The organism is Lacrimispora sp. YZC11 (assembly GCF_057543815.1).
The window spans coordinates 1-26,306 of sequence record NZ_BAAJYQ010000004.1 but is presented as its reverse complement, the minus strand read 5'-3'; the positions used below and the strand labels follow the sequence as shown (position 1 = coordinate 26,306).

22 protein-coding genes are annotated in these 26,306 nt (G+C 46.3%); 11 read left to right on the top strand and 11 right to left on the bottom strand.

What is annotated here, in order from left to right; genetic code table 11:
* Positions 1 to 13: 13 nt before the first annotated feature.
* Genes AC27IJ_RS03055 through AC27IJ_RS03045 form a run of 3 tightly spaced genes read right to left on the bottom strand, consistent with a single transcriptional unit; the run spans position 14 to position 5,410 of the window.
* Positions 14 to 3,421, bottom strand: coding sequence for an ATP-binding protein (locus AC27IJ_RS03055; protein ID WP_487147390.1), 3,408 nt, complete (start codon positions 3,419 to 3,421; stop codon positions 14 to 16).
* Positions 3,402 to 4,052: a DUF4194 domain-containing protein gene (locus AC27IJ_RS03050; RefSeq protein ID WP_312448298.1), complete on the bottom strand. Its 651-nt coding sequence runs from the start codon at positions 4,050 to 4,052 to the stop codon at positions 3,402 to 3,404. The genes AC27IJ_RS03055 and AC27IJ_RS03050 overlap by 20 nt, the downstream gene beginning before the upstream one ends.
* Positions 4,049 to 5,410 carry a Wadjet anti-phage system protein JetA family protein gene (locus tag AC27IJ_RS03045; protein ID WP_313154452.1) on the bottom strand — a complete coding sequence of 454 codons (1,362 nt, stop codon included), beginning with the start codon at positions 5,408 to 5,410 and terminating at the stop codon, positions 4,049 to 4,051. The genes AC27IJ_RS03050 and AC27IJ_RS03045 overlap by 4 nt, the downstream gene beginning before the upstream one ends.
* 500 nt (positions 5,411 to 5,910) lie before the next feature.
* Here AC27IJ_RS03045 and AC27IJ_RS03040 point away from each other — a divergent pair, with 500 nt between their 5' ends.
* Genes AC27IJ_RS03040 through AC27IJ_RS03020 form a run of 5 tightly spaced genes read left to right on the top strand, consistent with a single transcriptional unit; the run spans position 5,911 to position 9,185 of the window.
* The gene (locus AC27IJ_RS03040) at positions 5,911 to 6,327 is read left to right on the top strand and encodes a PTS sugar transporter subunit IIA (RefSeq protein WP_312448302.1); all 417 of its coding nucleotides are present in this window, start codon (positions 5,911 to 5,913) and stop codon (positions 6,325 to 6,327) included.
* 30 nt (positions 6,328 to 6,357) lie between these two features.
* Positions 6,358 to 7,095, top strand: coding sequence for a BtpA/SgcQ family protein (locus AC27IJ_RS03035; protein WP_313259199.1), 738 nt, complete (start codon positions 6,358 to 6,360; stop codon positions 7,093 to 7,095).
* Positions 7,096 to 7,099: 4 nt separating this feature from the next.
* A complete protein-coding gene (locus AC27IJ_RS03030) occupies positions 7,100 to 7,570 on the top strand; it encodes a PTS sugar transporter subunit IIB (protein ID WP_312448306.1) in 471 nt (156 codons plus the stop codon).
* A gap of 27 nt (positions 7,571 to 7,597) precedes the next feature.
* A complete protein-coding gene (locus AC27IJ_RS03025) occupies positions 7,598 to 8,377 on the top strand; it encodes a PTS mannose/fructose/sorbose/N-acetylgalactosamine transporter subunit IIC (protein ID WP_312448309.1) in 780 nt (259 codons plus the stop codon).
* A complete protein-coding gene (locus AC27IJ_RS03020) occupies positions 8,361 to 9,185 on the top strand; it encodes a PTS system mannose/fructose/sorbose family transporter subunit IID (RefSeq protein WP_312448311.1) in 825 nt (274 codons plus the stop codon). Before AC27IJ_RS03025 ends, AC27IJ_RS03020 begins: the two co-directional genes overlap by 17 nt.
* 164 nt (positions 9,186 to 9,349) lie before the next feature.
* Here AC27IJ_RS03020 and AC27IJ_RS03015 read toward each other — a convergent pair whose 3' ends face one another.
* Positions 9,350 to 10,087 carry a GntR family transcriptional regulator gene (locus AC27IJ_RS03015; RefSeq protein ID WP_312448313.1) on the bottom strand — a complete coding sequence of 246 codons (738 nt, stop codon included), beginning with the start codon at positions 10,085 to 10,087 and terminating at the stop codon, positions 9,350 to 9,352.
* 228 nt (positions 10,088 to 10,315) lie between these two features.
* On the bottom strand, positions 10,316 to 12,295 hold the full coding sequence (ftsH, locus tag AC27IJ_RS03010; RefSeq protein WP_312503801.1) for an ATP-dependent zinc metalloprotease FtsH: 1,980 nt from the start codon (positions 12,293 to 12,295) through the stop codon (positions 10,316 to 10,318).
* A 287-nt stretch (positions 12,296 to 12,582) separates the two neighbouring features.
* On the opposite strand from ftsH, the gene pyrG reads away from it, so the two are divergent.
* The 6 genes from pyrG to AC27IJ_RS02980 all read left to right on the top strand — a co-directional run bounded on the left by pyrG (position 12,583) and on the right by AC27IJ_RS02980 (position 19,413).
* Positions 12,583 to 14,187 (top strand): CTP synthase, encoded by a 1,605-nt coding sequence (pyrG, locus tag AC27IJ_RS03005; RefSeq protein ID WP_312503800.1) that lies wholly within the window; start codon positions 12,583 to 12,585, stop codon positions 14,185 to 14,187.
* A 218-nt stretch (positions 14,188 to 14,405) separates the two neighbouring features.
* Positions 14,406 to 15,584: an ABC transporter substrate-binding protein gene (locus AC27IJ_RS03000; protein ID WP_487147383.1), complete on the top strand. Its 1,179-nt coding sequence runs from the start codon at positions 14,406 to 14,408 to the stop codon at positions 15,582 to 15,584.
* Positions 15,585 to 15,854: 270 nt separating this feature from the next.
* Positions 15,855 to 16,736 carry a branched-chain amino acid ABC transporter permease gene (locus tag AC27IJ_RS02995; protein WP_312448559.1) on the top strand — a complete coding sequence of 294 codons (882 nt, stop codon included), beginning with the start codon at positions 15,855 to 15,857 and terminating at the stop codon, positions 16,734 to 16,736.
* A 10-nt stretch (positions 16,737 to 16,746) separates the two neighbouring features.
* Positions 16,747 to 17,850, top strand: a complete 1,104-nt coding sequence (locus AC27IJ_RS02990) for a branched-chain amino acid ABC transporter permease (RefSeq protein ID WP_312448561.1) — start codon at positions 16,747 to 16,749, stop codon at positions 17,848 to 17,850.
* Positions 17,850 to 18,716 (top strand): ABC transporter ATP-binding protein, encoded by an 867-nt coding sequence (locus AC27IJ_RS02985; protein WP_312503795.1) that lies wholly within the window; start codon positions 17,850 to 17,852, stop codon positions 18,714 to 18,716. The genes AC27IJ_RS02990 and AC27IJ_RS02985 overlap by 1 nt, the downstream gene beginning before the upstream one ends.
* On the top strand, positions 18,703 to 19,413 hold the full coding sequence (locus AC27IJ_RS02980; protein ID WP_312503793.1) for an ABC transporter ATP-binding protein: 711 nt from the start codon (positions 18,703 to 18,705) through the stop codon (positions 19,411 to 19,413). The genes AC27IJ_RS02985 and AC27IJ_RS02980 overlap by 14 nt, the downstream gene beginning before the upstream one ends.
* A gap of 79 nt (positions 19,414 to 19,492) precedes the next feature.
* Here the strand turns inward: AC27IJ_RS02980 and AC27IJ_RS02975 are convergent, their stop codons facing one another.
* The 6 genes from AC27IJ_RS02975 to infB form a co-directional block, all read right to left on the bottom strand.
* Positions 19,493 to 20,536 (bottom strand): C40 family peptidase, encoded by a 1,044-nt coding sequence (locus tag AC27IJ_RS02975; RefSeq protein WP_312448564.1) that lies wholly within the window; start codon positions 20,534 to 20,536, stop codon positions 19,493 to 19,495.
* Positions 20,537 to 20,570: 34 nt separating this feature from the next.
* Positions 20,571 to 21,524: a bifunctional riboflavin kinase/FAD synthetase gene (locus tag AC27IJ_RS02970; RefSeq protein ID WP_487147379.1), complete on the bottom strand. Its 954-nt coding sequence runs from the start codon at positions 21,522 to 21,524 to the stop codon at positions 20,571 to 20,573.
* 151 nt (positions 21,525 to 21,675) lie between these two features.
* Positions 21,676 to 22,581 (bottom strand): tRNA pseudouridine(55) synthase TruB, encoded by a 906-nt coding sequence (gene truB, locus AC27IJ_RS02965; protein WP_312448566.1) that lies wholly within the window; start codon positions 22,579 to 22,581, stop codon positions 21,676 to 21,678.
* A 12-nt stretch (positions 22,582 to 22,593) separates the two neighbouring features.
* The gene (locus tag AC27IJ_RS02960; protein ID WP_312503790.1) at positions 22,594 to 23,544 is read right to left on the bottom strand and encodes a DHH family phosphoesterase; all 951 of its coding nucleotides are present in this window, start codon (positions 23,542 to 23,544) and stop codon (positions 22,594 to 22,596) included.
* Positions 23,545 to 23,556: 12 nt separating this feature from the next.
* Positions 23,557 to 23,919, bottom strand: coding sequence for a 30S ribosome-binding factor RbfA (rbfA, locus tag AC27IJ_RS02955; RefSeq protein WP_312448570.1), 363 nt, complete (start codon positions 23,917 to 23,919; stop codon positions 23,557 to 23,559).
* 87 nt (positions 23,920 to 24,006) lie between these two features.
* A partial coding sequence (gene infB, locus AC27IJ_RS02950; RefSeq protein ID WP_487147375.1) for a translation initiation factor IF-2 occupies positions 24,007 to 26,306 on the bottom strand: 2,300 nt, incomplete at its 5' end.

Here is a 26,306-nt window from a genome sequence, read left to right as displayed (position 1 = left end):
GGCCCTGCTATTTTCAGGAATCCTGCAAATCAAGGTTGTCATCAAGTTCCTCCTCGTCGATCTCCCCTTCATCAAGCTCCCGCATCAGCTCCGGAAAGCTTTCCCGCTCGAATTCCTGAATGGATATGGACTTCTTATTAGGATTGGCGAATACAAAGGTCTTGTCCACATTCTCCACATAATTCTGAATCTTATCATTGGTTGCACTGATAATGGCCTGGAAGCCCAGTCCCCGGATCAGCTCAATGCAGCTTGCCACCTTCTCCGCATCCATCTTGGAAAACGCCTCATCAAGCACCACTAAGCGGAGGGTGGGATTTCTCTGTATCTTTGGAGACATGCTGATCCGGTAAGCCTGGGCAAAGCTTGCCAATAAAGCTACGTAAAGAGGATTCTGCCCCTCTCCTCCGGAATTCTTTTTGATCATCTTGCTTAAACGGATCTTAATGACCTCATCCTCGTTCTGAATGATCTGCTGCATATCAAAGGATAGGTACGTCCGGTAATCCGCATACTTATCCATGTTCCGCTTGGCCTCTTCCATCTCCTCCGGTGTGGCGTTTTCCGGCGGGATGAAGATGTTTATTAAGTCATTGATGATTTCCCCGTACTGGTTCTCATGTTCCATGGTGAATAAGTTCATCTGGTCATCCAGGGAATCCGTAAGATAAGCGGGATTTACCTCCAGGGAATTGTCCATGAACATGTCATAATATCTCCCATCAGGCCCTTTATTCCTTCCAATGACAAACTGATACTTATCCTTGCCGAAATCCAGCCTGCTGATGATCTTGTTCAGCTCATCTTTTCGTAAAAGTGCATCCCTTATGGCGCTTCGGATCTTGAACATAAAGTCATCCTTAAAATGAAGGACTGCAGACTTTGCCTGCTCAGCGGCCATGGTTTTATATTCCTCCAGATTTCCGCACTCCATGGTCTCAAGAAGACGGTCATATTCCCCATTATCCTTTGCAGTCAGGGAAAAATTCCGATTTGGATATTTTCTGGCATACTCACCCCTGGAGCCTACAAGGGCCTGGAATGCCTGATCACGGGCTTCTTCCGACTTCTTAAATTCTCCGAAAAATTCATTTTTAAGGCGGTCATACCGGCAATTTTCCCTGCTTTCCAAAATTTCTTTTACCTTAACTTCCAGCTCCTCATCCGGTTCAAATTCCCGTTCCTTTGAAACCAGCTCTTCCTGCAGCTGCAGGGATTCTCTGCGGAACCGTTCGATCTCGCTGTTGATGCCAAAAATCAGTTCTGCCACTGCACTCTGCTCTGCCCTTTTTCTATCACAGAGCTGTAAGATGGCTTCCCTTTCCTTCACCCATTCTTCTACATCCTGGGCCTTCAGCTTTTCAAACTTCTGTTCCAGCCGCCTGATTTCTTTTTCCTTTTCTTTAAAGGCCTCCATATCCTGCTGCCATTCCAGGTAAACGCCCGTGTCTTCTCCTAAGCTCTCCATGGATAAGATACGCTTGCATTCCTTTAAAACCTGTTCCTGAGGCTTTTTTTCCTCTTCCATGGAAACCAGATTCTTTTCCAGAAGCCGGATCCTTCTCCTGACGCTGTCCTTGCCGATATATGCAAATTTGGTATAATTATCTGGATTCATATGCTGCAGGCGGAACGTATGGTATAGCATGCAGTCAGGGGTCACTCCAATGCGGCTGCGGCGCAGCTCTTCCAAGTTCCTGCACTTGACGACCTTTCCCAAAAGCAGGTCAATGTACGGCTGCAAATAAGCCTCTCTCACCGTAACCTCTTCGGCAAGACCATCTTTCACTACTTCATAGGAATTCTGCCCTGCCTTTTCCGTATCCAGAACTGCCACATTAAAATATTCAGTCCTGTCCAGTTCCCCGTAAGCCGCCATGGCTGCTTCTGCATAGGCCGGAGCCACTACCAGGGACAGCTTATTATTGCCCAGATAGCCTTCCACCGCATTTCTCCAGGTCTCATCCCTGATATCCAGAAGGTCTGCAAGCACATGGACCTCCACCGCCTTGCCGGTTTCCTCCAAAAGCCGCTGCTGGATCAGGGACCGGGCACGTTCTAAATATTTTGGATATGCCTTATTTCCGGCTTTTAGCTGGGCCAGTTCTTCACTTGTCTGGCGCTCTTTTTTCCGGATATCCCGGAGAATTCCTTCTGCTTCTTTTTGAGCTTCTTCTGTTTCCTTTCTCATCTCAGCAATGGATTTTTTCAGGCGGTTTAACTTTTCCTCATCAATGGTATTATTTTCAAATTCTTCTATATCCCATATGGTCTGGTTGGAGGTTGCCTCTTCGTCGATCCATTCCTTCAGCCGCTCCCCTGTCTGAGACCATTTGGTAACGCTCTTATTTAAATGGTTTGATAATTCCTTCGCAGTGTCCAGCTGATTCTTAAGATCCTCATAGCCGGTGGAAGAAATCCGCCCAAGGAGCTCATTTCCCTGTCTGGTCAGATCTTCCGTCTGCCCTTCTAACGCTGTCCGCTGGCTTTCCTGACGGTCTAAATCCTCTCTGGCAAGCCTGGACTTATCTGTTAATGCCTGGATCCTTGCCTGATAATCCAGAATTTCCATCCTGCGGAAGAAATATGTATTTTGTCTTATCTCCGCTTCTTTTTCACAAACTGCTGAGAATTTTTCCCTCATTCCATTTAAATAACCGATCTCAATAACCGTGTCTTCAATCTTCTTCCGCATCCGCCCGTACTGCATGACGCTTTCCTGCATGTCCTCAATGTGGATGTCCTGCTCCATGCAGATGTATTCCTTTACAAAATCCTCCAGCTTGATGTTCATGCGGAAGGGAATGGCACGTTTGAATAAAAGGGGGAATTTCTCCGAATCAAGACCGCCTAAGTATACATCATACAGCTGCCTGCGGAACCGCTCGTTATGGGAGGTTGCAAAATAATCTTCTTTTGCGTAAATGGTCTGCAAATAAGCAGATACTTCCTGAGTGGTCATGGTCCTGGAACCGGTACGGTAGCCATTTTCCCAAAGAGGGCCTTTGTGCCAGAAGAATTTTCTGGATATTTCATTGGTTGCCGTCTCCACATCAAAGACAATCCCAACGCATTGGCATTCTCCTGTATCCGTCCGTTTTAGTTCCAGCACAATGGTGGCGGAGAAATTCTGGTTCCGCAAATAGGCAAATTCATTGTTCTCACCGATATTCACCATACCGCGCAAATATTCGATCAGGCTCCGGTCGGAATCATCAGCCGCTGCCTTATTAAAGAATCCCCGGCCGTCAGTATTGGCATAAAGGAGAATCTGCATGGCATCAATGACCGTAGACTTTCCGCTGCCGGAATGTCCGGTAAAAAAGTTGATCCCCTGGTTAAAGGATAAGGTTTTCCGACTGATATAATGCCAGTTATTAAGGAGTATCCGGGACAGGGCTTCAAATTTCTGATTCGTCATCGTCATCGTCTCCTTCTCCAAGTGCTTCTAACAGGGCCCGCACATCATCTCCGAACAACACCACATTGATGCTGGGATAGATGATCATGCGGCTGTCCCCATCCAAGTCCTCCAAAATATCCAGAGGCTCCAAAATCTGATACTTTTTTAACAATGTGATTGCCCGACGGATTTCCGTCGGGGAAGGCTGTTTCTTAAATAAACGGTAATTTCCCAGCTTTTCATGAATCTCGCTTAATGTGGTGTAGATGTTGACACTGGTGGAAACTGCCGCCATCTGTTCATCATAGATCAGTTTTAAGATCAGTAAATAAAGGGTAGCCAGTTTGGGAAGCTTGTCTCCCACCGTGTTCTCTCCCTGGATATAAATAATGCCCAGCTGGCTGTTTTCAAGAACAGACACTCCGCTGACTGCCAGATAGGCCCGGATAAATTCCAGATGCTTGTTGCAGATTTTAAATTCCGGATTATAGGCAAACCGGTTGGTACGCTTGTCGTACTTATGCTCCAGAACAAAGGTCTGCTGCTGAAGAAGCCTTAAACCTGCTCTTACCTCTTCCTTTTCTCCCTGTCCCAAAGCGTCAAAATATGGAATCTGGCAGATGATGCCAGCACTTTCTTCATAGGTCATGATTCTTTCCTCCTTACAAATACCAGCTTTGGATAGCGGTATCTGCCGTTGTCAATGAGCTCCGCCTCCTGCTCCTCCACCTGATACATGCTTTTCCTTCTGGTAGAGTAATCATAGGCCAGGATCAGCTTTTCAAATTCCTCAGGAGAACCCACCGTATCTTCTTTTACTTCCATACGGCCATTTTCCAGATGGGCTTCGATATAGCTTTCGATCTCCTTCCGGCTGTAGCGGCTTTTTAAACGGTTTAAATTCAGGATCTCCTCCATGGTAAGCTCTGCAGGCTCTTCCTCCGGCATTAAATTCTCCTTAAAGCCTGTCCTGGTCCTTCTCTTTTTATAGAGGGATTTCTCAGAGAGTATGGATACCTGGGATAAATTCATGAGGCCCCCCACTTCCTTTACAGCCTCATCCGGATCCTCTGTTTCAGACAGGTGATTTAAAAGCCTGATAACAAGCCCCTTCATGCTGTCCTCCTGATTTAACAGATAGTTAAGCCTTGTAACCGTAGCGCGGATATACCTGGAATGCTCCTTGTCCATGTTGGCAATGCGGTGCTCGATATCGTCAAATCCCCGTTCGATCTGATCCAGCTTTTCTACAATATCCCCTGCCGTTACCTTCTGGCCGCTGCGGCGGCTCATCTGCCCGATCCATTCTGTATCTTCCCGCATGGAGCTGATCCACCGCTTGATATCATTTTTGTAAAGATAGAAATTATCCGAAGTTTTCAACATATGGTATTTCTTTTTTACGATTTCTTCCACATATCCTTCCAGATGTTCCTTTAACAGTTCCCCATACGCTCTCTTCTCCAAAAGGCTTGCAAAAAATTTGTCCATGTTGTGAAGCATGTCCTGCAACGTCTTGTTAAGCCGCTTTGTATTAATGTAAGCCGTATTCAAAAGGCTTACGCCGGCCCTGGGATCATTTTTCAATGAGAAGAGGATTGCATAAACGTTCTGGATATAAATCTGGGTCTCATCCTCTTCATCACTTGCAAGCTTAAAAAACGCCTCGATCATGACGGCAGCATAATCAGGAATTACGATATTGACCGTCATGGAGGCATAGTCATCCACTTTCCGAAGCCATCCTGCCCTTAACAGCCAGTTTAAGACCCTGACCGCGGTCGGCTCTAAGGCATCCGCCTCATCTTCCAGCTCATCCTGCCAGATGACCAGCCGTTTAGCCGTAAAATATTCTTCCAGAACCTGAATACACACCTCCCTGCTTAAAAAGTAGTTGCTGTATTCATATTCCTCATTGATTTTTAACAAAGCTTCTATGTAGGTGGACCGGTTAATGGAACGGAACAATCCCCAGAACCGGTCCGGTATCTCATTCATTAATATCATTTGATTCTGCCTCATCTCCTGTTTTTTCTGCTTCCTCTGACTAAAACCATGAAGTACCGGCTTTATCTTATAAAAGCAGACAAAAAGAAACGGCTATCACCATTTTGACAGCCGATTGATCTTCGTTTTCACTGGTTTTTCTTTTAATCCAAGGCTTACTTCTTTATATTATATCAAAAATCCCCTTTTCTTACAATAAAATAATGGAAACAGGCGGCGTAAATTTACTTTTGAAAATGAAAAAACAGAATTACCCTGTGATAATCAATCCTCATTGTATACCGCCTGTTTTTTAGTATTTTATACAACTTTCACAACATATGTTATAACGTCTTTAAGTATATCTTAACATTTATCCTTATTAACTTTAGATAATCAAGTTTTTTTTAGCAAATTATTGACAGTTTGAATAATACGTGTTAACATGAGTTATGAAATAATTTCATTTAAGCAACAGACAGCTTTTGTGTTGACAGAAACCTATTTTAAGGAGACCAGCTATGAAAAAAATTATTATTGCGTCTCACGGAGATTTATCCAAAGGGATGAAAAATTCTCTTCAGATGATATTAGGAACTATGGCCGACCCCATCGTCACCTACAGCCTGTATCCAGGCCAGAGTGCTTTGGATTTTGCCAAACAGATATCTGAGGAGGTTCAAACCAATCCGCAGGATGAGTACGTTATCTTTACCGATGTATATGGTGCAAGTGTATGTACCTCAATGTATCCCTTGACTGCAAACCCTAATGTATTTCTATTTGCAGGCATGAACTTAAACCTTATCATTGAGTATATGGTATCCTACCCCAATCCTTTGAGACAAGAAGACATTGAACAGTTGTTACTGCTTTCCAGGGAAGGCTTACGGCAAGTAGCACCTGATGCGGCAGAATCGCAAGATGAAGATTTTTAATATAAATTAATAGGAAGGAGATTCTTTATAATGATAAAAAATGATTTTCTGGCGTTATTCGCCAAACCAAAACCAGTTATGGGCATGATACATCTTAAAGGAATTGATGATAATGATGTTTATCAACGGGCACAGAAAGAAATTGATATCTATTTGAACAATGGAATTGATGGTATTATTCTGGAGAATTATTTTGGTAACTACTACCAATTAGACAGAATACTGGAATATGCCCACACTCAGGACCTGCCCATACCATATGGAGTCAACTGCCTGAACATGGATGTCATGGGCTTTGAATTGGCCAAAAGGCACAGTGCTTATTTTGTTCAGCTTGATTCTGTTGTGGGTCATGTAAAACCAAGAGATGAGGCTACGGTAGAAGCATTTTTAAATATGTACCGTGAACGCAGCAACGTACCTGTCATGGGCGGTGTACGATTCAAATACCAACCTGTCTTATCCGCAAACACAACCGAAAAGGATCTGGTGATTGCAAAAAGCCGTTGTGATGCGGTGACCGTGACACAAGATGCAACTGGACAGGAAACTTCCATGGACAAGATCCTTCAGTTCAGAAACGCGTTGGGAGATTTCCCGCTAATCGTAGGAGCAGGAGTAACCAAGGAGAATATACGCAGCCAATTTGAAGTGGCCGATGGAGCGATCGTAGGCAGCTACTTTAAAGATACAAGGAAAGATACAGGTGAGCTTTGTGGCAGTCATATAAAAGAACTGATGGAACTAGTTAACGATATAAGGAGGTAATGATATGATTAAAATGGTAAGGGTGGACCATAGGCTGCTTCATGGTCAGGTAGCATTTGCTTGGACCAAAACTCTAGGCGTAGACTGTATTCTCATTGCCAATGATGAGGTGGCAAAGGACACATTGCGTATGGGGGCTCTTCGGATGGCCGCTCCGTCAGGGGTAAAATTAGTAATCAAAAGCATGGAAGATTCCATAGCCAACATTAAGGCAGGAAAAACAGACAAATACAACCTTTTTATCCTTCTGGAATCTATTGAGGATGCCTATCGCCTAACTAAAGAGGTTCCTGAAATTAAATTTATCAATCTTGGCGGTATAAAATCCGCCTCTGATAAACGTCAGATTTCTAAAGCCATCTTTGTATCTGATCAGGACTGCGACCTGCTTCGCAAAATGAATGACAAAGATGTGAAATTGGAAATACGCATGGTTCCTGACGAGAAACCTTTAAATGCCATGGATTTAATCTAAATAATACTTACGAAAGGAGAATAAAATATGCAAAGCTTAGGATTCCAGGCCGCCCTGCTATTTTTAGTTGCGGCATTCGGTTATTTGAACAGCTTCTTTGGAAGCGGTAACATTGGGCGCCCTATTATTATGTCCACACTGACAGGCCTTGTATTGGGGGACATGCAATTAGGTATCATCACAGGTGCCACCCTGGAATTAATCTGGCTGGGAGCCTTTCCTATTGGTGCCAGCAATCCGCCTGACTATACTGCCGGTGCAGTGATCGGCACCTCCTATGTAATACTTTCCGGTTCCGATGCTGCCTCCGCAGTACTTCTTGCTGTTCCAATCTCTACTCTCTGCGCTATGTTGTCCAATTTCTTAATGATGTTTGTAGTTCCCATGATTGGTGCGCGGGCCGACCGCTATGCAGAGAAAGGTGACTGCAATGGTGTGGATCATATGCATTATATGGCTATTATTGCCCAGGTTATACCTCAATCTCTGATTGTTGCACTGGGCTTCTATCTTGGAGTACCGGTCATGGAACAGATTGTAAACGGTATACCAGCATGGCTGAATGACGGCTTAAACTATGCCACAGGGATTATTCCTGCCATTGGTTTTGCCATGATAGCAAGAATGATTATGAACAAACAATTGTCCTGCTTCCTTTTCCTTGGCTTCCTTCTGGCTGCCTATTTAAAAATGCCGGTTATCGGCCTGGCTGGCATCGGGTGCTGCATTGTAGCATTCCTGCATTTTAATTCCCATGAAGAAAAGGCAGTTGTAGAAGGAGGTTCATTCGATGACAACGAATTCTGAGAAGAAAAAAATATCCCAAAAAGAATTGAAACAAATTTATATACGCTCCTGCCAATTGGATATTTCCTGGGACTATGAACGTCAGCAGCATCTTGGCTACTCCTATGGCATGACACCTGTTATCCGCAAACTGTATCCCGGCGAGGAACATAAAGAAAAGCGCATACAGGCATTAAAACGGGGTCTGGAATTTATGGCTATTACCCCACAGCTTTCCACTCTGCTTATGGGTATCAATGCGGCTATGGAAGAAGAAAACGCCTGCAACCCCGAATTTGACGGTAATTCCATAAACGCAGTTAAAACCTCTCTAATGGGACCTTTGGCAGGGATTGGCGATTCACTGATTCCTGGAACCCTGCGTATTATCGCTGCAGGGATTGCAATCTCCTTTGCACAATCAGGCAATATCATGGGTCCGCTTCTGTACTTGCTGATTTTTAATATTCCAGCCTTTATTATCCGCTATTACTGTTTAAAATATGGTTATGGGTTAGGATCCAGCTTCATCTCCAAGGTTGCTGACAGTGGAATCATGCAGAAAATATCCCACTATGCAGGTATCATTGGTCTTATGGTAATAGGCGGTATGATTTGTAACCAAATCTGGCTTGACTTACCAATCATGGTAGGAAGCGGTGATTTTGCTGAGCCCTTGACCAACTATTTGGACCAGATCATGCCCTGCCTGGTTCAACTTGGACTGTTTGGAGGCATGTACTTCCTGTTAGGTAAGAAAGTAAAGACCACCACCATATTAATCTCTTTGATTATTGTCTGCTGCGCACTTTGTTTTATCTTCAGATAAATTATAACTATCATTGGTGATTACGCATTATTACATTAAAAACCGATAGCACTGAAAAAGCCCATATTTCTCAGAGGAATTATGGGCTTTTAAAATATGATTCTTTTAATTATTTTATATCTATTTGAAAGGTTTTTCTTACATTCTTTGCTGGTGAAAGATGATTAATCAGACTGATTAATAGATTTAACTGTGAATTTATAAATATCTGTTCTGATATACTGCTGGTTAAAGTATAGAATCTGTCCCTGATCCCCAAGCACGCTCTGGCTGACGCACAGAAGTGGCATTCCCACTACACAGCCAAGCACTTCCGATTGCTCTTTATTTGCATACTTAATATCCATAATGTCATTAAAAGAATGAGCTTTTTTGCCAGTTCGTTTTCTTATAATATCCATCAGTTGATTATTCTCTACATCTTCGTTTAAGATAAACTCCAGATTGGCATGAAAATAATCTTCTTCCAGAATGGACGCCACATCGTTAACCAAGCGCAGCCTCTTTATGCAGATCACCCTTTCCCCTTCATCAATTCCCAGATGTCTGGTAATCCACTTGTCCCCCTCTATCAGCCCTTTTGAAATGATCTTCGTACTTGGTCTTTTCCCCATTTTCAAGCAAGACTTAGTAAAGCTTCCTTCTTCCGATATTGTATCCATATAAACTGGCATGGTGACAAATGTTCCTTTTCCATGCTTCTTTTCCAGAATGTTCTCGTTACATAGTTTCTGTATGCCACTGCGTACCGTAACGCGGCTGATCTTATACATTTCACTTAGCTTCGCTTCCGATGGAATCATGTATCCTACTGGATATTCCCCTGATTTTATTTTAGCCAATATGGTATCATATAACTGCTGATATAATGGTGTTGCAATATTATCGTGAAACTCCTCCATAGCAACCTCCTGCTCCGAATCTTTACCCGTTTTTGCTATAACTATGGAATATTTTAACATATTACTGTAAAAATAACAACACAGCTTAACACGTATTCCTATACAAGACATGATAACACGTATTATTACTTTGGTCAATACCTTTCACCAAACAGGCAGACAAAGGATGAAAAAAGCAGCTGCTGCACGGCTCTGTCCATGCATCAGCTGCCTGACGTTTCTCAAACATTAATCTTTAACATTTCCAACATCAATAACGGATTCTTTTATTTCCTTCTTTTCATCCGTCCAATCGGAAAGTCCGTCTTCCACTTCCTTTGACTCTTCGCTTTTTTCGGAATTCTTATTCTCTTCCTTTGGCTCCGGAATTCCCTTTGCCTCCCGGAATATCTTCATGAATTCCTTACCGGTAATGGTCTCTCTCTCAATCAGGAATTCTGCGATCTTATCCATTACATCCCGGTTATCCAACAGAAGGCTCTTGGCTTCTTCATAAGCTTCCTTGAGCATTTTCATGACTTCATCATCCACCTGGGAAGCAGTGGCTTCCGCACAGTTCATTACAGTACGTCCGCTTAAGTACTGGTCTTCTTTGGTTGCCAGTCCCATAAGGCCGAATTTCTCCGACATGCCGTACTGGGTGATCATAGCCCGCGCCACCTTGGTGGCCTGTTCAATATCATTGGCTGCACCTGTGGTTACGGTGTCAAAGACAATATCCTCTGCCGCGCGGCCGGCCAGATAGCCTACCAGCATGGCATGAAGCTCTTTCCTGGAATTTAAGAACTTTTCTTCTTCCGGTACATGCATTACGTATCCCAAAGCACCCATAGTCCTTGGAACGATGGTGATCTTCTGCACAGGTTCCGAATCCTTTTGAAGGGCGCTGACCAGAGCATGTCCCACTTCGTGATAAGAAACAATGCGCCGCTCCTCTTTGTTAAGGACACGGTCCTTTTTCTCTTTACCTACCAGCACCACTTCCACAGCCTCAAATAAGTCCTTCTGAGACACCGCATGCCGGCCGTTTTTCACCGCCAGGATGGCGGATTCATTGATCATGTTGGCAAGATCGGAACCAACGGCTCCTGAGGTTGCCAGAGCAATGGCATCTATATCGACGGTATCGTCAAGAAGCACATCCCTGGAATGAACCTTTAAGATATCCACACGGCCTTTTAAATCCGGCTTATCTACAATGATCCGGCGGTCAAACCGGCCCGGACGGAGAAGGGCAGGATCCAGGATCTCAGGGCGGTTGGTGGCCGCCAGCACTAAAAGTCCCTTAGAGGAATCAAAACCATCCATCTCAGAAAGCAGCTGGTTTAAGGTCTGCTCTCTCTCATCGTTTCCTCCGCCGAATTTGGAATCACGGCTCTTTCCGATGGCATCTACCTCGTCAATAAAAATAATACAGGGAGCGGATTCCTGGGCCTGCTTAAATAAATCCCGGACACGGGAAGCTCCCACACCTACAAACATCTCTACAAAATCAGAACCGGACAGAGAATAAAAAGGAACATGGGCCTCTCCTGCAACCGCCTTGGCAAGCAGGGTTTTTCCCGTTCCGGGAGGTCCTACAAGAAGCGCTCCCTTGGGAAGCTTTGCACCGATCTTTGTATATTTTCCCGGATTATGGAGGAAATCCACGATTTCAGTTAAGGATTCCTTTGCCTCATCTTCCCCCGCCACATCCTTAAATGTAATACCTGTTTCCTTCTGCACATAAACCTTGGCGTTGCTCTTTCCGACGCCCATGAGTCCGCCTCCGCCGACCCTGCGCATCATGAAGTTCAAAAGGAATCCCATGGCTGCAAACAGGAGTAAGTAGCTGACAATGGTCTGAATGAAAAAGTTACCGTCACGGCGGGTCCGAAGGGTTTCCACTCCGGCAGTGCGAAGGCGCTCCGCCAGATTTAAATCGTTGTCCATCCTTACCGTATAATAGGTAACGCCAGGTTTATATCCTTCCCAGGTCTTCTTGGGGTTTATGGTAATCTTTGTATCCTCAACATTTACCGACTCCACCTGCTTTTCATCTACCATATTCATAAAGGTATCATAACTCAGTTCTTTATTGGTCCTCGTCGTAATCGCGCCGTGCAGATATGAGATCCCTGCTACCGCAATAAGAAACGCGATGACCCATATGGCGATGGCCTGGGTATTCTTCGGCATCTTATTATTATTTTGATTCTTGTTATCCATCTGTGTGAATTCTCCAATCCGGATAGTTTCTACCCATTATATACCTCTATCATTATAGTGTCAGTTTCCCCATAAATCAAGAAAAGAATTATTAAATCCTTATAAACACCCTGGCTGGTTTTATTTAACAATCATGACCTTCTTAATCATATGAAAGCTTCCATACAGAATTTTACACTTAATATTCTAAGTTTTTTTCATAAGACTCTGGATTTTTTCAAAAAATAGCTGTATAATGTCATTTTTAAAAATATTCACATACTATCACAAAAGGAGGTTACACTGTTATGTCAGTGAAATACGTATTTGTCACCGGAGGCGTCGTGTCCGGGCTTGGCAAAGGTATTACCGCAGCATCTCTTGGACGTCTGCTGAAGGCCAGAGGCTACAAAGTCACGATGCAGAAATTTGATCCGTACATCAACATTGATCCAGGAACCATGAATCCGGTACAGCATGGTGAGGTTTTCGTCACCGAAGACGGCGCTGAAACCGATCTTGACCTTGGCCACTACGAACGTTTTATCGACGAAAACCTGACTCAGAATTCCAACGTTACCACCGGTAAGGTCTACTGGACCGTACTGACCCGTGAACGGCGCGGGGACTTCGGGGGAGGCACCGTACAGGTTATCCCTCACATTACCGACGAAATCAAAAGCCGTTTTCACTGCAGCAACAGCAACTCCTCTGAAACAGAAATCGCCATCATAGAAGTAGGCGGAACGGTAGGCGACATCGAAAGCCAGCCATTCCTTGAAGCGATCCGTCAATTCCAGCACGAAGCAGGCCACGAGAATGTCATTCTCATCCACGTGACCCTGGTTCCATATCTAAAGGTTTCCGGCGAACTTAAAACCAAACCAACCCAGGCCAGTGTAAAAGATTTACAGGGAATGGGTATCCAGCCCGACATCATCGTATGCCGTTCCGAACTGCCCCTTGATGACGGAATCCGAAGCAAAATCGCACAATTCTGTAACGTTCCCAAGACCCATGTACTCCAAAACCTGGATGTGGAAGTATTGTATGAACTCCCTCTTGCCATGGAGGAAGAGCATTTAGCGGAAGTCGCATGTGAAAGCTTAAACCTCCCATGCCCCAAGCCGGACTTAGCAGAGTGGACTTCCATGATCGAAAACTGGAAGCATCCGGAAAAGGAAGTGACAGTCGCCCTTGTGGGCAAGTACATCCAGCTCCACGACGCCTATATTTCCGTAGTGGAATCATTAAAGCACGGCGGTGTCTTCTACCGGGCCAACGTTCATATTAAGTGGATCGATTCAGAGCTTGTAACCGATGAGAACGCAGCCAGTTTCTTCAGCGATGTGAGCGGAATTCTGGTTCCCGGCGGTTTTGGCAGCCGCGGCATTGAAGGAAAGATTTCATCCATACGTTATGCCCGGGAAAACAACATCCCATTCCTTGGTCTCTGCCTTGGAATGCAGATGGCCATCGTGGAATTTGCCCGCCATGTGGCTGGCTTTGACGACGCCCATACCTCAGAACTTGATGCAGACACCACCCATCCGGTCATCCACTTAATGCCGGACCAGAACGGCATCGAAGACATCGGAGGAACTCTTCGCCTGGGTTCCTATCCCTGTGTTCTGGACAAGTCTTCCAAGGCTTATAACGTGTATGGGGAAGAGCTGATCCATGAGCGTCACAGGCACCGCTATGAGGTAAACAATGACTACCGGGAAGATCTGGAAAACGCGGGAATGAAGCTCTCCGGCATCTCCCCGGATGGACGGATCGTGGAAATGGTGGAAATTCCTTCCCATCCCTGGTTCATCGCCACCCAGGCTCATCCGGAGTTTAAATCAAGGCCGAACAGACCGCATCCGCTGTTCCGGGAATTCATCCGCGCGGCCATTGAAAACCAGTAAACAATTGGATTTCCAGGTAAAAACAGGGAGTCCGGACTCTTATCAAAGAGCCCGGACTCCCTGTTTTATTGCAAAACTAATTTTTTTCTTTAAATTATTATTTTCTTTCATTTTTTTCTTGCACTTTTTCAATCTTCTGTATATAATATAATGCAACGTGTATCTGCACGAGAGACAGTTGTATTTGTATGAGATACACATAAAGGAGGATAATCATTATGAAATTGAAAAAAGTATTTGCAATCACTCTTGCAGCATGTATGAGCGCCAGCCTGGTCGCCGGCTGCAGCACTGGTTCCTCATCTTCTGCCTCCGGCGGAGCAAAGGTCGTCAAGATCGGTGTGTTTGAACCTACCACCGGAGAAAACGGAGGCGGTGGGTTACAGGAAGTCATGGGAATGCGTTACGCAAACAAGACCCATCCAACGGTTAAAATCGGAGGAGAGGAGTATCAGGTGAAACTGGTGGAAGTGGATAACAAATCCGATAAAACAGAAGCCGTCAACGCAGCGCAGAAGCTTGTGAGCGAAAAGGTTTCCGTAGTGCTTGGAAGCTACGGCTCCGGTGTTTCCATTGCTGCAGGACAGATATTTGCAGATGCTAAAATTCCTGCCATAGGCGCCTCCTGTACCAACCCTCAGGTAACCCAGGGAAATGATTTCTACTTCCGGGTATGCTTCCTGGATCCGTTCCAGGGTACGGTTATGGCCAATTATGCCAATGACAACGGGGCAAAGACGGCTGCCGTCGTTACCCAGTTAGGAGATGATTATTCCTCCGGCCTTGGTTCCTTCTTCAAGACAGCGTTTACAGGCTTAGGCGGCACGATTGTAAGCGAAGAACAGTTCCAGACCAACCAGACCGACTTTAAGGCGATCCTTACAAACATCAAGGCTCAAAATCCTGACATCATCTTTGCACCATCCTCCATAACCACGGCTCCTCTCATCATCAAACAGGCCCGTGAACTTGGAATTACAGCTACCATCGCTGCCGGTGATACCTGGGAGAACTCCACCATCATCGAAAACGCCGGCAATTCCGCAGAAGGCGTCGTCCTTTCCACTTTCTTTGACGAAGCGGAACCGGCCAATGAGGAAGCTGCTTCCTTCATCTCCGGCTTTAAGGGCTATTTAAAGGAAAATAAGCAGGACGAAATCATCCCGGCCGTATCTGCATTGGGCTATGATGCTTACCTCTGTGCATTAAAGGCAATTGAAACCGCAGGTTCCACAGACGGCACAGCCATCCGTGATGCATTAAAAGGCGTATCCATTGACGGCGTTACCGGAAGCATATCCTTTGATGAAAATGGAGATGCCAAGAAAGACATGGCGTTCATCAAGACCATTGAAAACGGCAAGTTTAAATTCTTAACAACTACTACGGTAAAATAATCAAAGATACCGTGACAACGCAGTCATTACCAGATGAGTGGGGACGTATTTCCTTCCCCACTCGTTCCATTTGCGCACATAATGAGCCGAACGGAAATACTTGCATTTTCATTCGGCGAATGCCGCGTAATTCATTACATATTATCAGAAGCAGAAAGCACTTCCGATAATCGGATGAACGGGCTAAAAGACAGCCCTTTTATCGAAACCTGCTTCGCAAGTTCCGATAAGCCATATTACATACTCAACAGATAGGAGGCATCACGCCACATGAGTCTTACAACCTTTTTACAGCAGTGCCTGACCGGTATCTCCCTGGGCGGCGCCTATGCGCTGATTGCCATTGGCTATACCCTGGTTTACGGTATCCTGCGGCTCATCAACTTCGCCCACGGCGACATCTTCATGATGGCCGGTTATTTTATGATATTTGCCATGGCAAGTTTTCCATGGTACATTTCTATACCATTGGTATTACTGGTCACCGTATTATTAGGCGTATCCATTGAACGGGTAGCTTACCGCCCCTTACGCACCGCTCCCAGAATGTCCGTCATGATTTCTGCCATCGGCGTCTCTTACCTTTTGCAGAACTTAGCAACCTATCTGTTCACAGCTCTGCCAAAGGGATATCCGGAAATTCCCTTTCTTAAAAAGATCTACCAGATCGGCGGCCTTTCCGCATCCTTTGTCACATTCTTAACGCCGGTCCTGACCCTTATCATTGTTTATGGACTTATCGCCCTGATCAATAAGACAAAAATCGGCATGGCCATGCGCGCAGTTGCAAAGGATTATGATACTGCCGCCCTTATGGGAATCAAAATTAACCGCATCATCACCTTTACCTTTGCCATTGGCTCCCTTTTAGCAGCTGCCGGGTCCGTGCTTTATTTTACGGACCGTATGACCGTATTCCCCTTTTCCGGCTCCCTGCCTGGCTTAAAATGCTTTGTTGCCGCAGTATTCGGCGGTATCGGCAGCATTCCAGGCGCCGTGATCGGAGGCTTTATCTTAGGCCTGGGCGAAACCGCCCTGGTAGCCATGGGATATTCCACCTTCAGCGACGCATTTACCTTTGTTCTGTTAATCATCATTCTCCTGATCAAGCCTACGGGACTGTTCGGCGAGAAGACGACCGATAAAGTGTGAGGTGCCCACTATGAAGAAAAAAGCAGTTTCCAAAAACAAACTTTATACCCTGGCCGCTCTTCTGGTCATCATCGGCCTGCTGGCTTTCTTACAGGCTAACAGTGCCCAGTACAGCTATCAGATCTCCATCCTGGAGCGAAGTGCCATTTACGCGGTGGTTGCCGTTTCCATGAACCTGCTTACAGGTTTTACTGGATTATTCTCCTTAGGCCAGGCCGGTTTCATGGCAATCGGAGCCTATACTGTAGCCATCCTTACCATTCCTGTTGACAGCAGGGCAAGCGTTTACTACGTTAACGGCATCTCTCCTGCTATCGCAAACTTGCAATGCCCTTACTGGCTTGCCCTTATTATCGCAGGACTCCTTGCCGCAGCCATGGCCGCCCTGATCGGCATTCCGGTGCTCCGGTTAAAAAGTGATTATCTGGCCATTGCAACCCTGGGCTTTTCCGAGATCATCCGGGCTGTCATTGCGGCTCCCCAGTTAGACAGGATCACCAACGGTTCTTACGGATTAAAAAGTATTCCCGGTTTTCCCAACTTATTTACAGCCTTTGGGCTCCCGGCCCTTTGCATCCTTTTAATGGTCCTTCTCATTAATTCCTCTTACGGACGCGCGTTTAAGGCTCTCCGTGAAGATGAAGTGGCCGCTCAGGCCATGGGACTTAACTTATTCCGTTACAAGGAGCTGGCCTTTGTCATCTCTTCCTTTTTCACAGGCGTAGGAGGAGGACTTCTGGCCATATTCATGCGCTCCATTGATTCAAAGACCTTTTCCATCAACTTAACCTACGATATCCTGCTGATCGTAGTCCTTGGAGGTATCGGAAGTATTACGGGAAGTGTCATCGGCGCCTTCCTGGTCACCGCGGGAAGAGAATGGCTCCGTTTCTTTGATAACCCTCTGGTTATCGGAGGATTTGAAGTACCCCTGTTCCGCTCCGGTTTCCGTATGGTCATCTTTTCTATTTTATTGATGGCTGTGGTGCTCTTCTACCGCCGCGGGATCATGGGCAGCAACGAATTTTCCTGGGAGGGGCTAGGACGGCTTATCCGCAGCATTCCATCCAGGCTAAAGAGGAAAAGCAAAGCACAGAAGGGAGATAACGCATAATGTCAAACACAGCAAAAACTCCGAATAACGTGCTCCATATGCAGGACATTACCATGCAGTTCGGCGGCGTTGTGGCTGTAAACGGTTTAACCCTTGACGTAAACCAGGGAGAGATCGTGGCCTTAATCGGCCCCAACGGCGCGGGAAAGACAACCGCATTTAACTGTGTTACCGGTATTTATGAGCCTACCTTCGGGCAGGTGGATTTTATGGGGGAAACCATTCTTTCCAACGCACCAAAGGGAAAAATGAAAAAAACGTATCTGGGGGAAGTAACACCGAGGCCCATTCCGGTGATCAGCAGCACACCGGATGTGATCACAAAAAAGGGCATTGCCCGTACCTTCCAGAACATCCGCCTTTTCGGACAACTGACCGTATTCGACAATGTGCTCATTGCCAAGCACATGCGGGCTAAGCAGAACGTATTTTCCGCAACCCTCCGGCTAAACCGTAAGGAAGAGGAACGGATGCGGGTGGAGACCACTGCCCTTTTAGAGGAACAGAACCTGCTTCATTTAAAGAATGAGATTGCCTCTTCCCTTCCCTACGGCTTACAGAGGCGTCTGGAAATCGCAAGAGCCCTTGCAACGGAGCCGAAATTTCTGCTTCTTGACGAACCGGCTGCAGGCATGAATCCCCAGGAAACCCAGGATTTAACGGATTTTATCAAACAGATCCGGGATTCCTACCATCTTACCGTATTCATGATCGAGCACCATATGGATCTTGTCATGCAGATTTCGGACCGCATCTATGTTCTGGATTTCGGCAAGCTGATCGCACAAGGAACTCCTGATGAAATCCAGAACAATGAACGGGTAATTGAAGCATATCTGGGGGTGAGCGACGATGCTGAAGATTGATAACTTGCGAGTGAATTACGGCGGAATTGAAGCCGTTAAAGGAATTTCCTTTGAAGTGCCGGATAAGAGCATTGTAACCTTGATCGGGGCCAATGGGGCAGGAAAAAGCACCACCTTAAAGTCTATTGTCGGGCTGGTGAAACCATCTGCAGGAAGCAGCATCACCCTGGATGGGGAAGAATTGATCGGCAAAGATACGCCGGATATCATATCTAAGGGAATTGCCCTGGTGCCGGAAGGGCGCCATGTGTTTCCGGATATGACAGTTATTGAAAATATCAAGATCGGAGCTTATTTAAGAAATGACGATCTTAAGGAAGATATTGACTGGGTCTATGATTTATTTCCCCGGTTGAAGGAAAGGAGCTGGCAGCTTTCCGGAACCCTATCAGGAGGCGAACAGCAGATGCTGGCAGTTGCCAGAGCTCTTATGAGCCAGCCAAAGATCCTCATGATGGATGAACCCTCACTTGGGCTTGCTCCATTGATTGTAAAGGATATTTTCTCCATTATCCGGGAGATCAATAAGAAGGGAGTAACCGTGCTCCTCATCGAGCAGAACGCCAATATGGCCCTTCATACGGCCGATATCGGCTACGTGCTGGAAACCGGGCGGATTACCTTGTCAGGATCCGGGAAAAAGCTGTTGGCCGACGAGTCGGTAAAAGCGGCTTATCTTGGAAAAAAGAAGGACTAAAAACAAAGGTTGCAGTCAGGCGGCCCCTTTCTTACGGGGCGTCAATCTGCAACCTTTGCGTTTGTTTTTACTGTCATTGTCACTGGATCACCCGTCGTATGGTGACCGGCTTTCTGTAATTCCAGGAGGAGATTTTGATCCCGCTCCTGCGGTTTGCCGCATGGACGATCTTTCCCTTTCCAATATACATGGCCACATGGTCGATTTGCCTTCCACTTGCGTAGAACAGCAAGTCGCCAGGCTCCATGCTGGAAGCCGGTATGACTTCTCCCTCTTCGGCCTGCTGCCTGGAGGTACGGTCTAAATGGACTCCTGCGGCATTCTCCATGACATACTGGATAAAACCTGAGCAGTCCGCCCCCGTATTGGGATTGGTGCCGCCCCACTGGTATGGGTTCCCCACAAACCCGACCGCATAGTTTACGACCTGATCACGAAGATCACTGCTACTTTCCGCTTCAGGTATGGTATATGCGACCGTGGCATTTTCCGGTATATATGCATAAGCTGTCTGACCCTTATACTGGATTTTCGCCCATCCCCCGCTGCGGGAGATAAAAGAATAAGTTTCACCTTCGTGAATCTTGCCCAGTACTTCAGAATCCGTATTCGGTTTGCTGCGGACCCGAAGGGTTTCGGTGTCTACCCGGAGCATCAGCCTCATATTATAGTAGGCAATTGCTCTGGCTTCCTGTCCGGTGACCAGATATTTTCCGTATACATAACCGGTTACCTGTCCTGACTTTATTTTATACCAGCCATTTACTTCTGACAGCACACTGCTGCCGGCATGGTTTTTCAATTTCCCCACGATTTCCGCATCATTCTTTGGTTCTTTCCTGATGTTCAAGGAATCCTCCACCACACTCACTCCAAGATTCTGAAAGATTGAGTTGAAGGTTCCATACCTCACTTTTTCCTGCGTAAGACCGGCCGACGTTTCCGTTCCTTCCTGTTTCATGGATTCCTGATATTGATCCATGTAGACCGAAATGCCTGCTACTGGCGAACCGGTCTTGACGGAAGGCTCTGATTTTGCGGCTTGTACATCTGCTGTTCCTATCCATACGGCGCTACCGCATGCAATAGCAAAGCCTAGTACCTTCCATGCTTTGTCAGTCATATGCACTTTCCTTCGCAAGTTTTAGCCTTTCCTTTTACAAATGAGTGATTTGCTGATCTGAGAGGGCTTTTAAATACCGCATCCCATATTCTCTGTCCTTCCCGATCTGTGCCTTTAATTGTTCCAGCCCTTCAAATTTCCGTTCAGGACGGACAAAATGCAAAAGCTGTACTTCTATAGTCTTTCCATAAATATCCTCATTTATACCATAAATAAAAGTTTCTGCACCAACAGGTGAAATTCCCTCCACCGTGGGCTTTCTTCCGATGTTGGTAATACCCCCATAATAAGTACCTTCTACATATACTTTGGACACATACACGCCGAATAATGGAAGGTGTTTTTCCGGCGTAGGCATGATATTGGCCGTGGGGAATCCAAGAACAGTCCCTCCGATATGGTTGCCGTGGACCACGGTTCCATGTATGGCATATGGCTCTCCCAAAAGTTCGTTGGCCTTTTCCATATTTCCGGCATCCAGCTGTTCTCTGATGTAAGTACTGCTGATATCCCGGTGGTCATCCTGCTCTTTTGGAATAACGATCAGTTCATATCCATACCGGTTTTTCCACTGGTTAAGGCTGTCCGCATTTCCCGCTCCCTGATACCCAAAGGAACAATCCGTGCCAACTACGATGATCCTGGCATTCATCTGGCCTGCCAGAACACGCTTTACGAATTCCTCCGGCTCCATATGAGAGGTTTCCTCTGTAAATGGATATTCCACTAGATAATCGATACCGATCTTTTCCAGATTATTTTTTCTCTCCAGATTGGTAGTAATAACCTTCTGGAGGCTACCTTTCATGAGGGCATTAGGGGACATGTCAAAGGTAAGGACAGCCGTCTTATACCCTTTTACTTCCTTTATCTCTCTCATCCGCTTTAACAGCTTCTGGTGGCCTCTGTGGCGTCCGTCAAATTTCCCCAGGGTTACGACCGCAGGCTCTTCAATCTGAAATTCTCTGGTTCCGGTTATATATTCCATGATTCATTTCCTCTTTCCTGCCCTGCGTTCTGGGCATAAAGGTATGCCTCCCAAGGCGTTCCTCTCTCTTGCACGGCTTCTCAGGGCATATAGGGATCCCTGGAAGGGGTTTCCTCTCTCTTGCCCTGCTTTCCGGGCTTACCAGTATGCCTTAAGGCGTTCCTCCCAGAAATACCTTTTGAGGCTTAAGAAGCTTCATCTCTCTGTCTGGTCCGTAAACTCCGATGAACTGGTTCCTGCTGTCATATACCCTTACAGGCCCTTCAGGAACCCTGGTATCTCCCTCTGCCTGGTTCCTGTAAAAGGGATTTCCATTATGCACCAGCTTGTCAAAATCCGGCTTCATCTTAAGGGCCGGATACTCTGAAAACATCTTGTCCACAGCCAGGATATGGCCTTCCAAGGTTCCCGAATCCCGAAGTTCCTCGATCCGGGCCAAAGTAAGGCTGTCCTTTAAGCAAAACCCGGAAACCTGGGTGCGGAGAAGGGATTCCATGCATCCCCCGCAGCCAAGCTTTCTTCCGATATCATAACAAAGGGTCCGGATATAGGTTCCCTTGGAACAGGTCACGGTCATGGTTACCCGGGGAAGTTCTATCCGGTCTACACGGATCTCCAATATCTCCACGGGCCTGGCTTTCCGCTCCACTTCTTTTCCGGCTCTGGCCAGCTCATAAAGCTTTTTTCCATTCACCTTTAAAGCAGAATACATGGGAGGAATCTGATCGTAATGGCCCAGAAAGCTGAGCACAGATTCCTTCACCTGAGCCTCATCTATATTGACCGGATATTCCGCCAGAACTTCTCCCGTAGTGTCCTGGGTATCGGTTTCCCTGCCCAGAAGCAGGACTGCCTCATAGGTTTTGGTCTTATCCGTCAGCATATCGCAAAGCTTGGTCGCCTTTCCTAAGCATACGGGCAGCACTCCTTCTGCCATTGGATCCAGGGTTCCTGTATGACCTATCTTTTTCTGCTTTAAAATACCTCTCATTTTCGCCACAACGTCATGAGAGGTAAATCCTTTTTCTTTGTATACATTGATAATGCCGTCTGCCATAGCTCCTGTCTCCTAGTTAAGCTGTTTTGCAATCTGGTTCGACAGATTGTTGATTACGTCATGAACGCTTCCTGCCATGGTACAGCCGGCCGCTTTTTTATGACCGCCGCCGCCGAAATAAACGGCAATTTTACTCACATCAAGATCCGTGGTGGAGCGCAGACTCACCTTATACTCCCTGCAGGAGACCTCATACATGAATATGGCGCATTCCACACCCTCTGTGATTCGAAGCTGATCAATGATTCCATCCATATCTGCACCGGTGACACCGTAAAAATCCATGTCTCTTTTGCTTATGGCACTGAAAATGCACCGGTTATTATGAAAGGTTATGCTCTCCAGTAAAGCCCTGCCCAGGATCTGGTTCTGGATATAGGTTTTCCGGTAAAAGCTGTCATCAATGATCTTTGAAAAATCGATGCCCTTTTCCATTAACTTCCCTGCAATCTCCATGGTTTTCCTCGAGGTGCAGTCATATTTAAACACTCCGGTATCATGGATGATGCCCGTATAAATGCATTCCGCTATCTCCCTGGTGATCTTATTTTCATCCAAAAGGCCGTAGAGCACCTCACAGGTCGAACTGGCATCATCCTGTACTATATTCTCTTTTGCGTATCTTAAATTGGTAACGTGGTGATCCACACAGAGACTTTTTTTTGCGGTAGTGAAGAACTTTAATGCCTCTCCGAACCGGAGCGTATCGCTGCTGTCAAGACAAACACAGAGATCATATTCCTTATCCTCTGTAAAGTCGCTGACAATGCGGCTAAAATTCCTGAGATAATCAAATTTTGAAGGTGGGGTCTCAAGATAAACCACAGCCTTCACTTCCGGATGATGCTCTTCCAGATAGTTGTAAGCCGCCAGACAGGAACCGACGCAGTCCCCATCCGGACGGACATGACCGATGATTGCTACCGTTTTTACATCTTCAAGCACTGTGTCAAAAAAACTCACAAGGGCACCTCCCTAATCTCTGATATCTTTTGTTACCTCGTCTATTAATTTGGACATATTTACTCCATATTCAATGGATTGGTCCAGAATAAACTTGATTTCCGGCGTGTTGCGAAGGTTCACTCTCCTTGCCAATTCACGGCGGATGTAGCCTTCTGCACTCTTTAATCCTTCAATGGTGGCCTTTCCGGCCTCCTCATCTCCCAGAATACTGATGAATGCCTTACAGAATTTTAAATCCGGGGTAACCTGGACGTCAATCACGGTAGTCATGGGATGGATTCTTGGATCTTTGATTCCCAGACGGATGATTTCGCTTAACTCCCTCTGGACCTCCATGTTGATTCTTGTATTCTTTATACTGTTTTTACGCATGTTATTCCTTTCGCTTTTTGTCCGCAGTTTCAAAAAGACCAGCCCGCATTACGGGCTCATCTTTTCAAAATTCCAGGATGCAGGTTCCTAGCGGGGAACCTCTACCATGGCATATGCTTCAATCATATCGTCTTCCTGGATATCATTAAACTTCTCAAATACAAGGCCGCACTCGTAACCTGTTGCAACTTCCTTCACATCATCCTTAAATCTCTTTAAGGAAGCCAGAGGACCATCGTAGATCTTTTCACCGCCACGTGTGATGCGGACGCTGCAGCCTCTCTGGAACTTTCCATCCATTACGTAGGAGCCTGCAATGGTACCTACGCCGGATGCTTTAAAGGTCTGGCGCACGATTGCGTGGCCGATGATCTTCTCTTCAAACACAGGATCAAGCATGCCCTTCATAGCTGCCTCTACATCCTCAATAGCCTGATAAATTACCTTGTAAAGCCTCATATCCACTTTTTCCCGGTCCGCTATGGATTTTGCAGTCACATCCGGTCTTACGTTAAAACCGATGATGATCGCATTTGATGCTGAAGCCAGGGAAACGTCAGACTCATTAATTGCGCCTACGCCTCCGTGGATCACCTTTACCATAACCTCTTCATTAGACAGCTTCACAAGGCTCTGCTTTACCGCTTCCACGGAACCCTGTACATCCGCCTTCACGATGAGCGGAAGCTCCTTGATGTTACCGGCCTTAATCTGGCTGAATAAGTCATCCAGTGATAACTTAGCCTTTGTATCTTCCAGTAATTTATTCTTTCCTTCGGAAATAAATGTCTCAGCAAAGGTTCTTGCTTCTTTCTCGTTTTCGGTTCCGACCAGGACTTCGCCTGCATTTGGAACATCGTTAAGTCCTAAAATCTCAACCGGAGTGGAAGGACCTGCTTCTTTTACTCTGCGGCCCTTGTCATCCATCATGGCGCGGACTTTTCCGTAACAGGAGCCAGCGGTAACCGTATCACCTACGCGAAGGGTTCCCTTCTGAACCAGTACAGTAGCAACCGGTCCTTTGCCCTTATCAAGCTCAGCCTCAATAATAAGACCTCTTGCCCGGCGGTTCGCATTTGCCTTTAATTCTTTTACTTCTGCGGTTAGAAGGATCATTTCCAGAAGTTCCTTGATGCCTTCCTTTGTATGGGCAGAAACCGGAACAAATACGGTGCTTCCGCCCCAGTCCTCGGGAATCAGTTCATATTCTGACAATTCCTGCTTTACCTTATCAATATTGGCACTTGGTTTATCAATCTTATTAATAGCGACAATGATCTCCACTTCGGCTGCCTTAGCATGGTTGATTGCCTCCACGGTCTGAGGCATCACACCGTCATCGGCTGCTACTACAAGAATTGCGATATCAGTAGACTGAGCACCTCTCATACGCATGGCGGTAAAGGCTTCGTGTCCCGGAGTATCCAAAAATGTGATCTTTTCTCCGTTTACTTCAACGGTATAAGCACCAATATGCTGCGTGATTCCGCCTGCCTCTCTGGAGGTTACATGGCTTTGGCGGATAGCATCAAGAAGGGACGTTTTACCATGGTCTACATGGCCCATAACGCATACTACCGGCGGTCTGGAAGCCATATCTGCCACATTTTCCTCTTCCTCTTTCAGCAGCTCCTCAATAACATCTACTTTTATTTCCTTCTCGCAGAGAACATCATATCCCATGGCGATCTCTTCTGCCTGCTCAAAGTCGATTTCCGTATTAAGCGTAACGATCTTGCCCTGTAAAAACAGCTTCTTTACAATGGCAGAGGGTTGAAGCTTCATCTTCTCAGCCAGCTCCTTAATGGTCATAACTTCCGGGAGCGTTATGGTCTTTATCTCTTCTACCTTAGGCTCTACATGCATCGGAGGCTGAACCGTACCCTTTAAGGTCTTTCCGCCCTTAACCTGTGCCCTTTTCTTGGCCTCGTCATCTTTATCTCTTTTATCAAATCTGTCGTTTTTATAAGCGTTCTTTGTGGCTCTGTTACTGGTAGGTTTTGCCTGGATTGGAGTATCAAAGGACTTTGGAGCCGCATCTCTGCCTGTACGTGGTCCCTGTGGTCTTCCGTCACGGTTGCCCTGGTAGCCTCCCTGACCCTGTGGGCGATTTCCCTGGTAGCCTCCCTGACCCTGTGGGCGATTTCCCTGGTAGCCTCCCTGGCCCTGTGGGCGATTTCCCTGGTAGCCTCCCTGGCCCTGTGGTCTTCCGTCGCGGTTGCCCTGGTAGCCTCCCTGGCCCTGTGGGCGATTTCCCTGGTAGCCTCCCTGGCCCTGTGGTCGATTTCCCTGGTAGCCTCCCTGACCCTGTGGTCGGTTACCCTGGTAGCCTCCCTGGCCCTGTGGTCTTCCATCGCGGTTGCCCTGATAGCCTCCCTGGCCCTGTG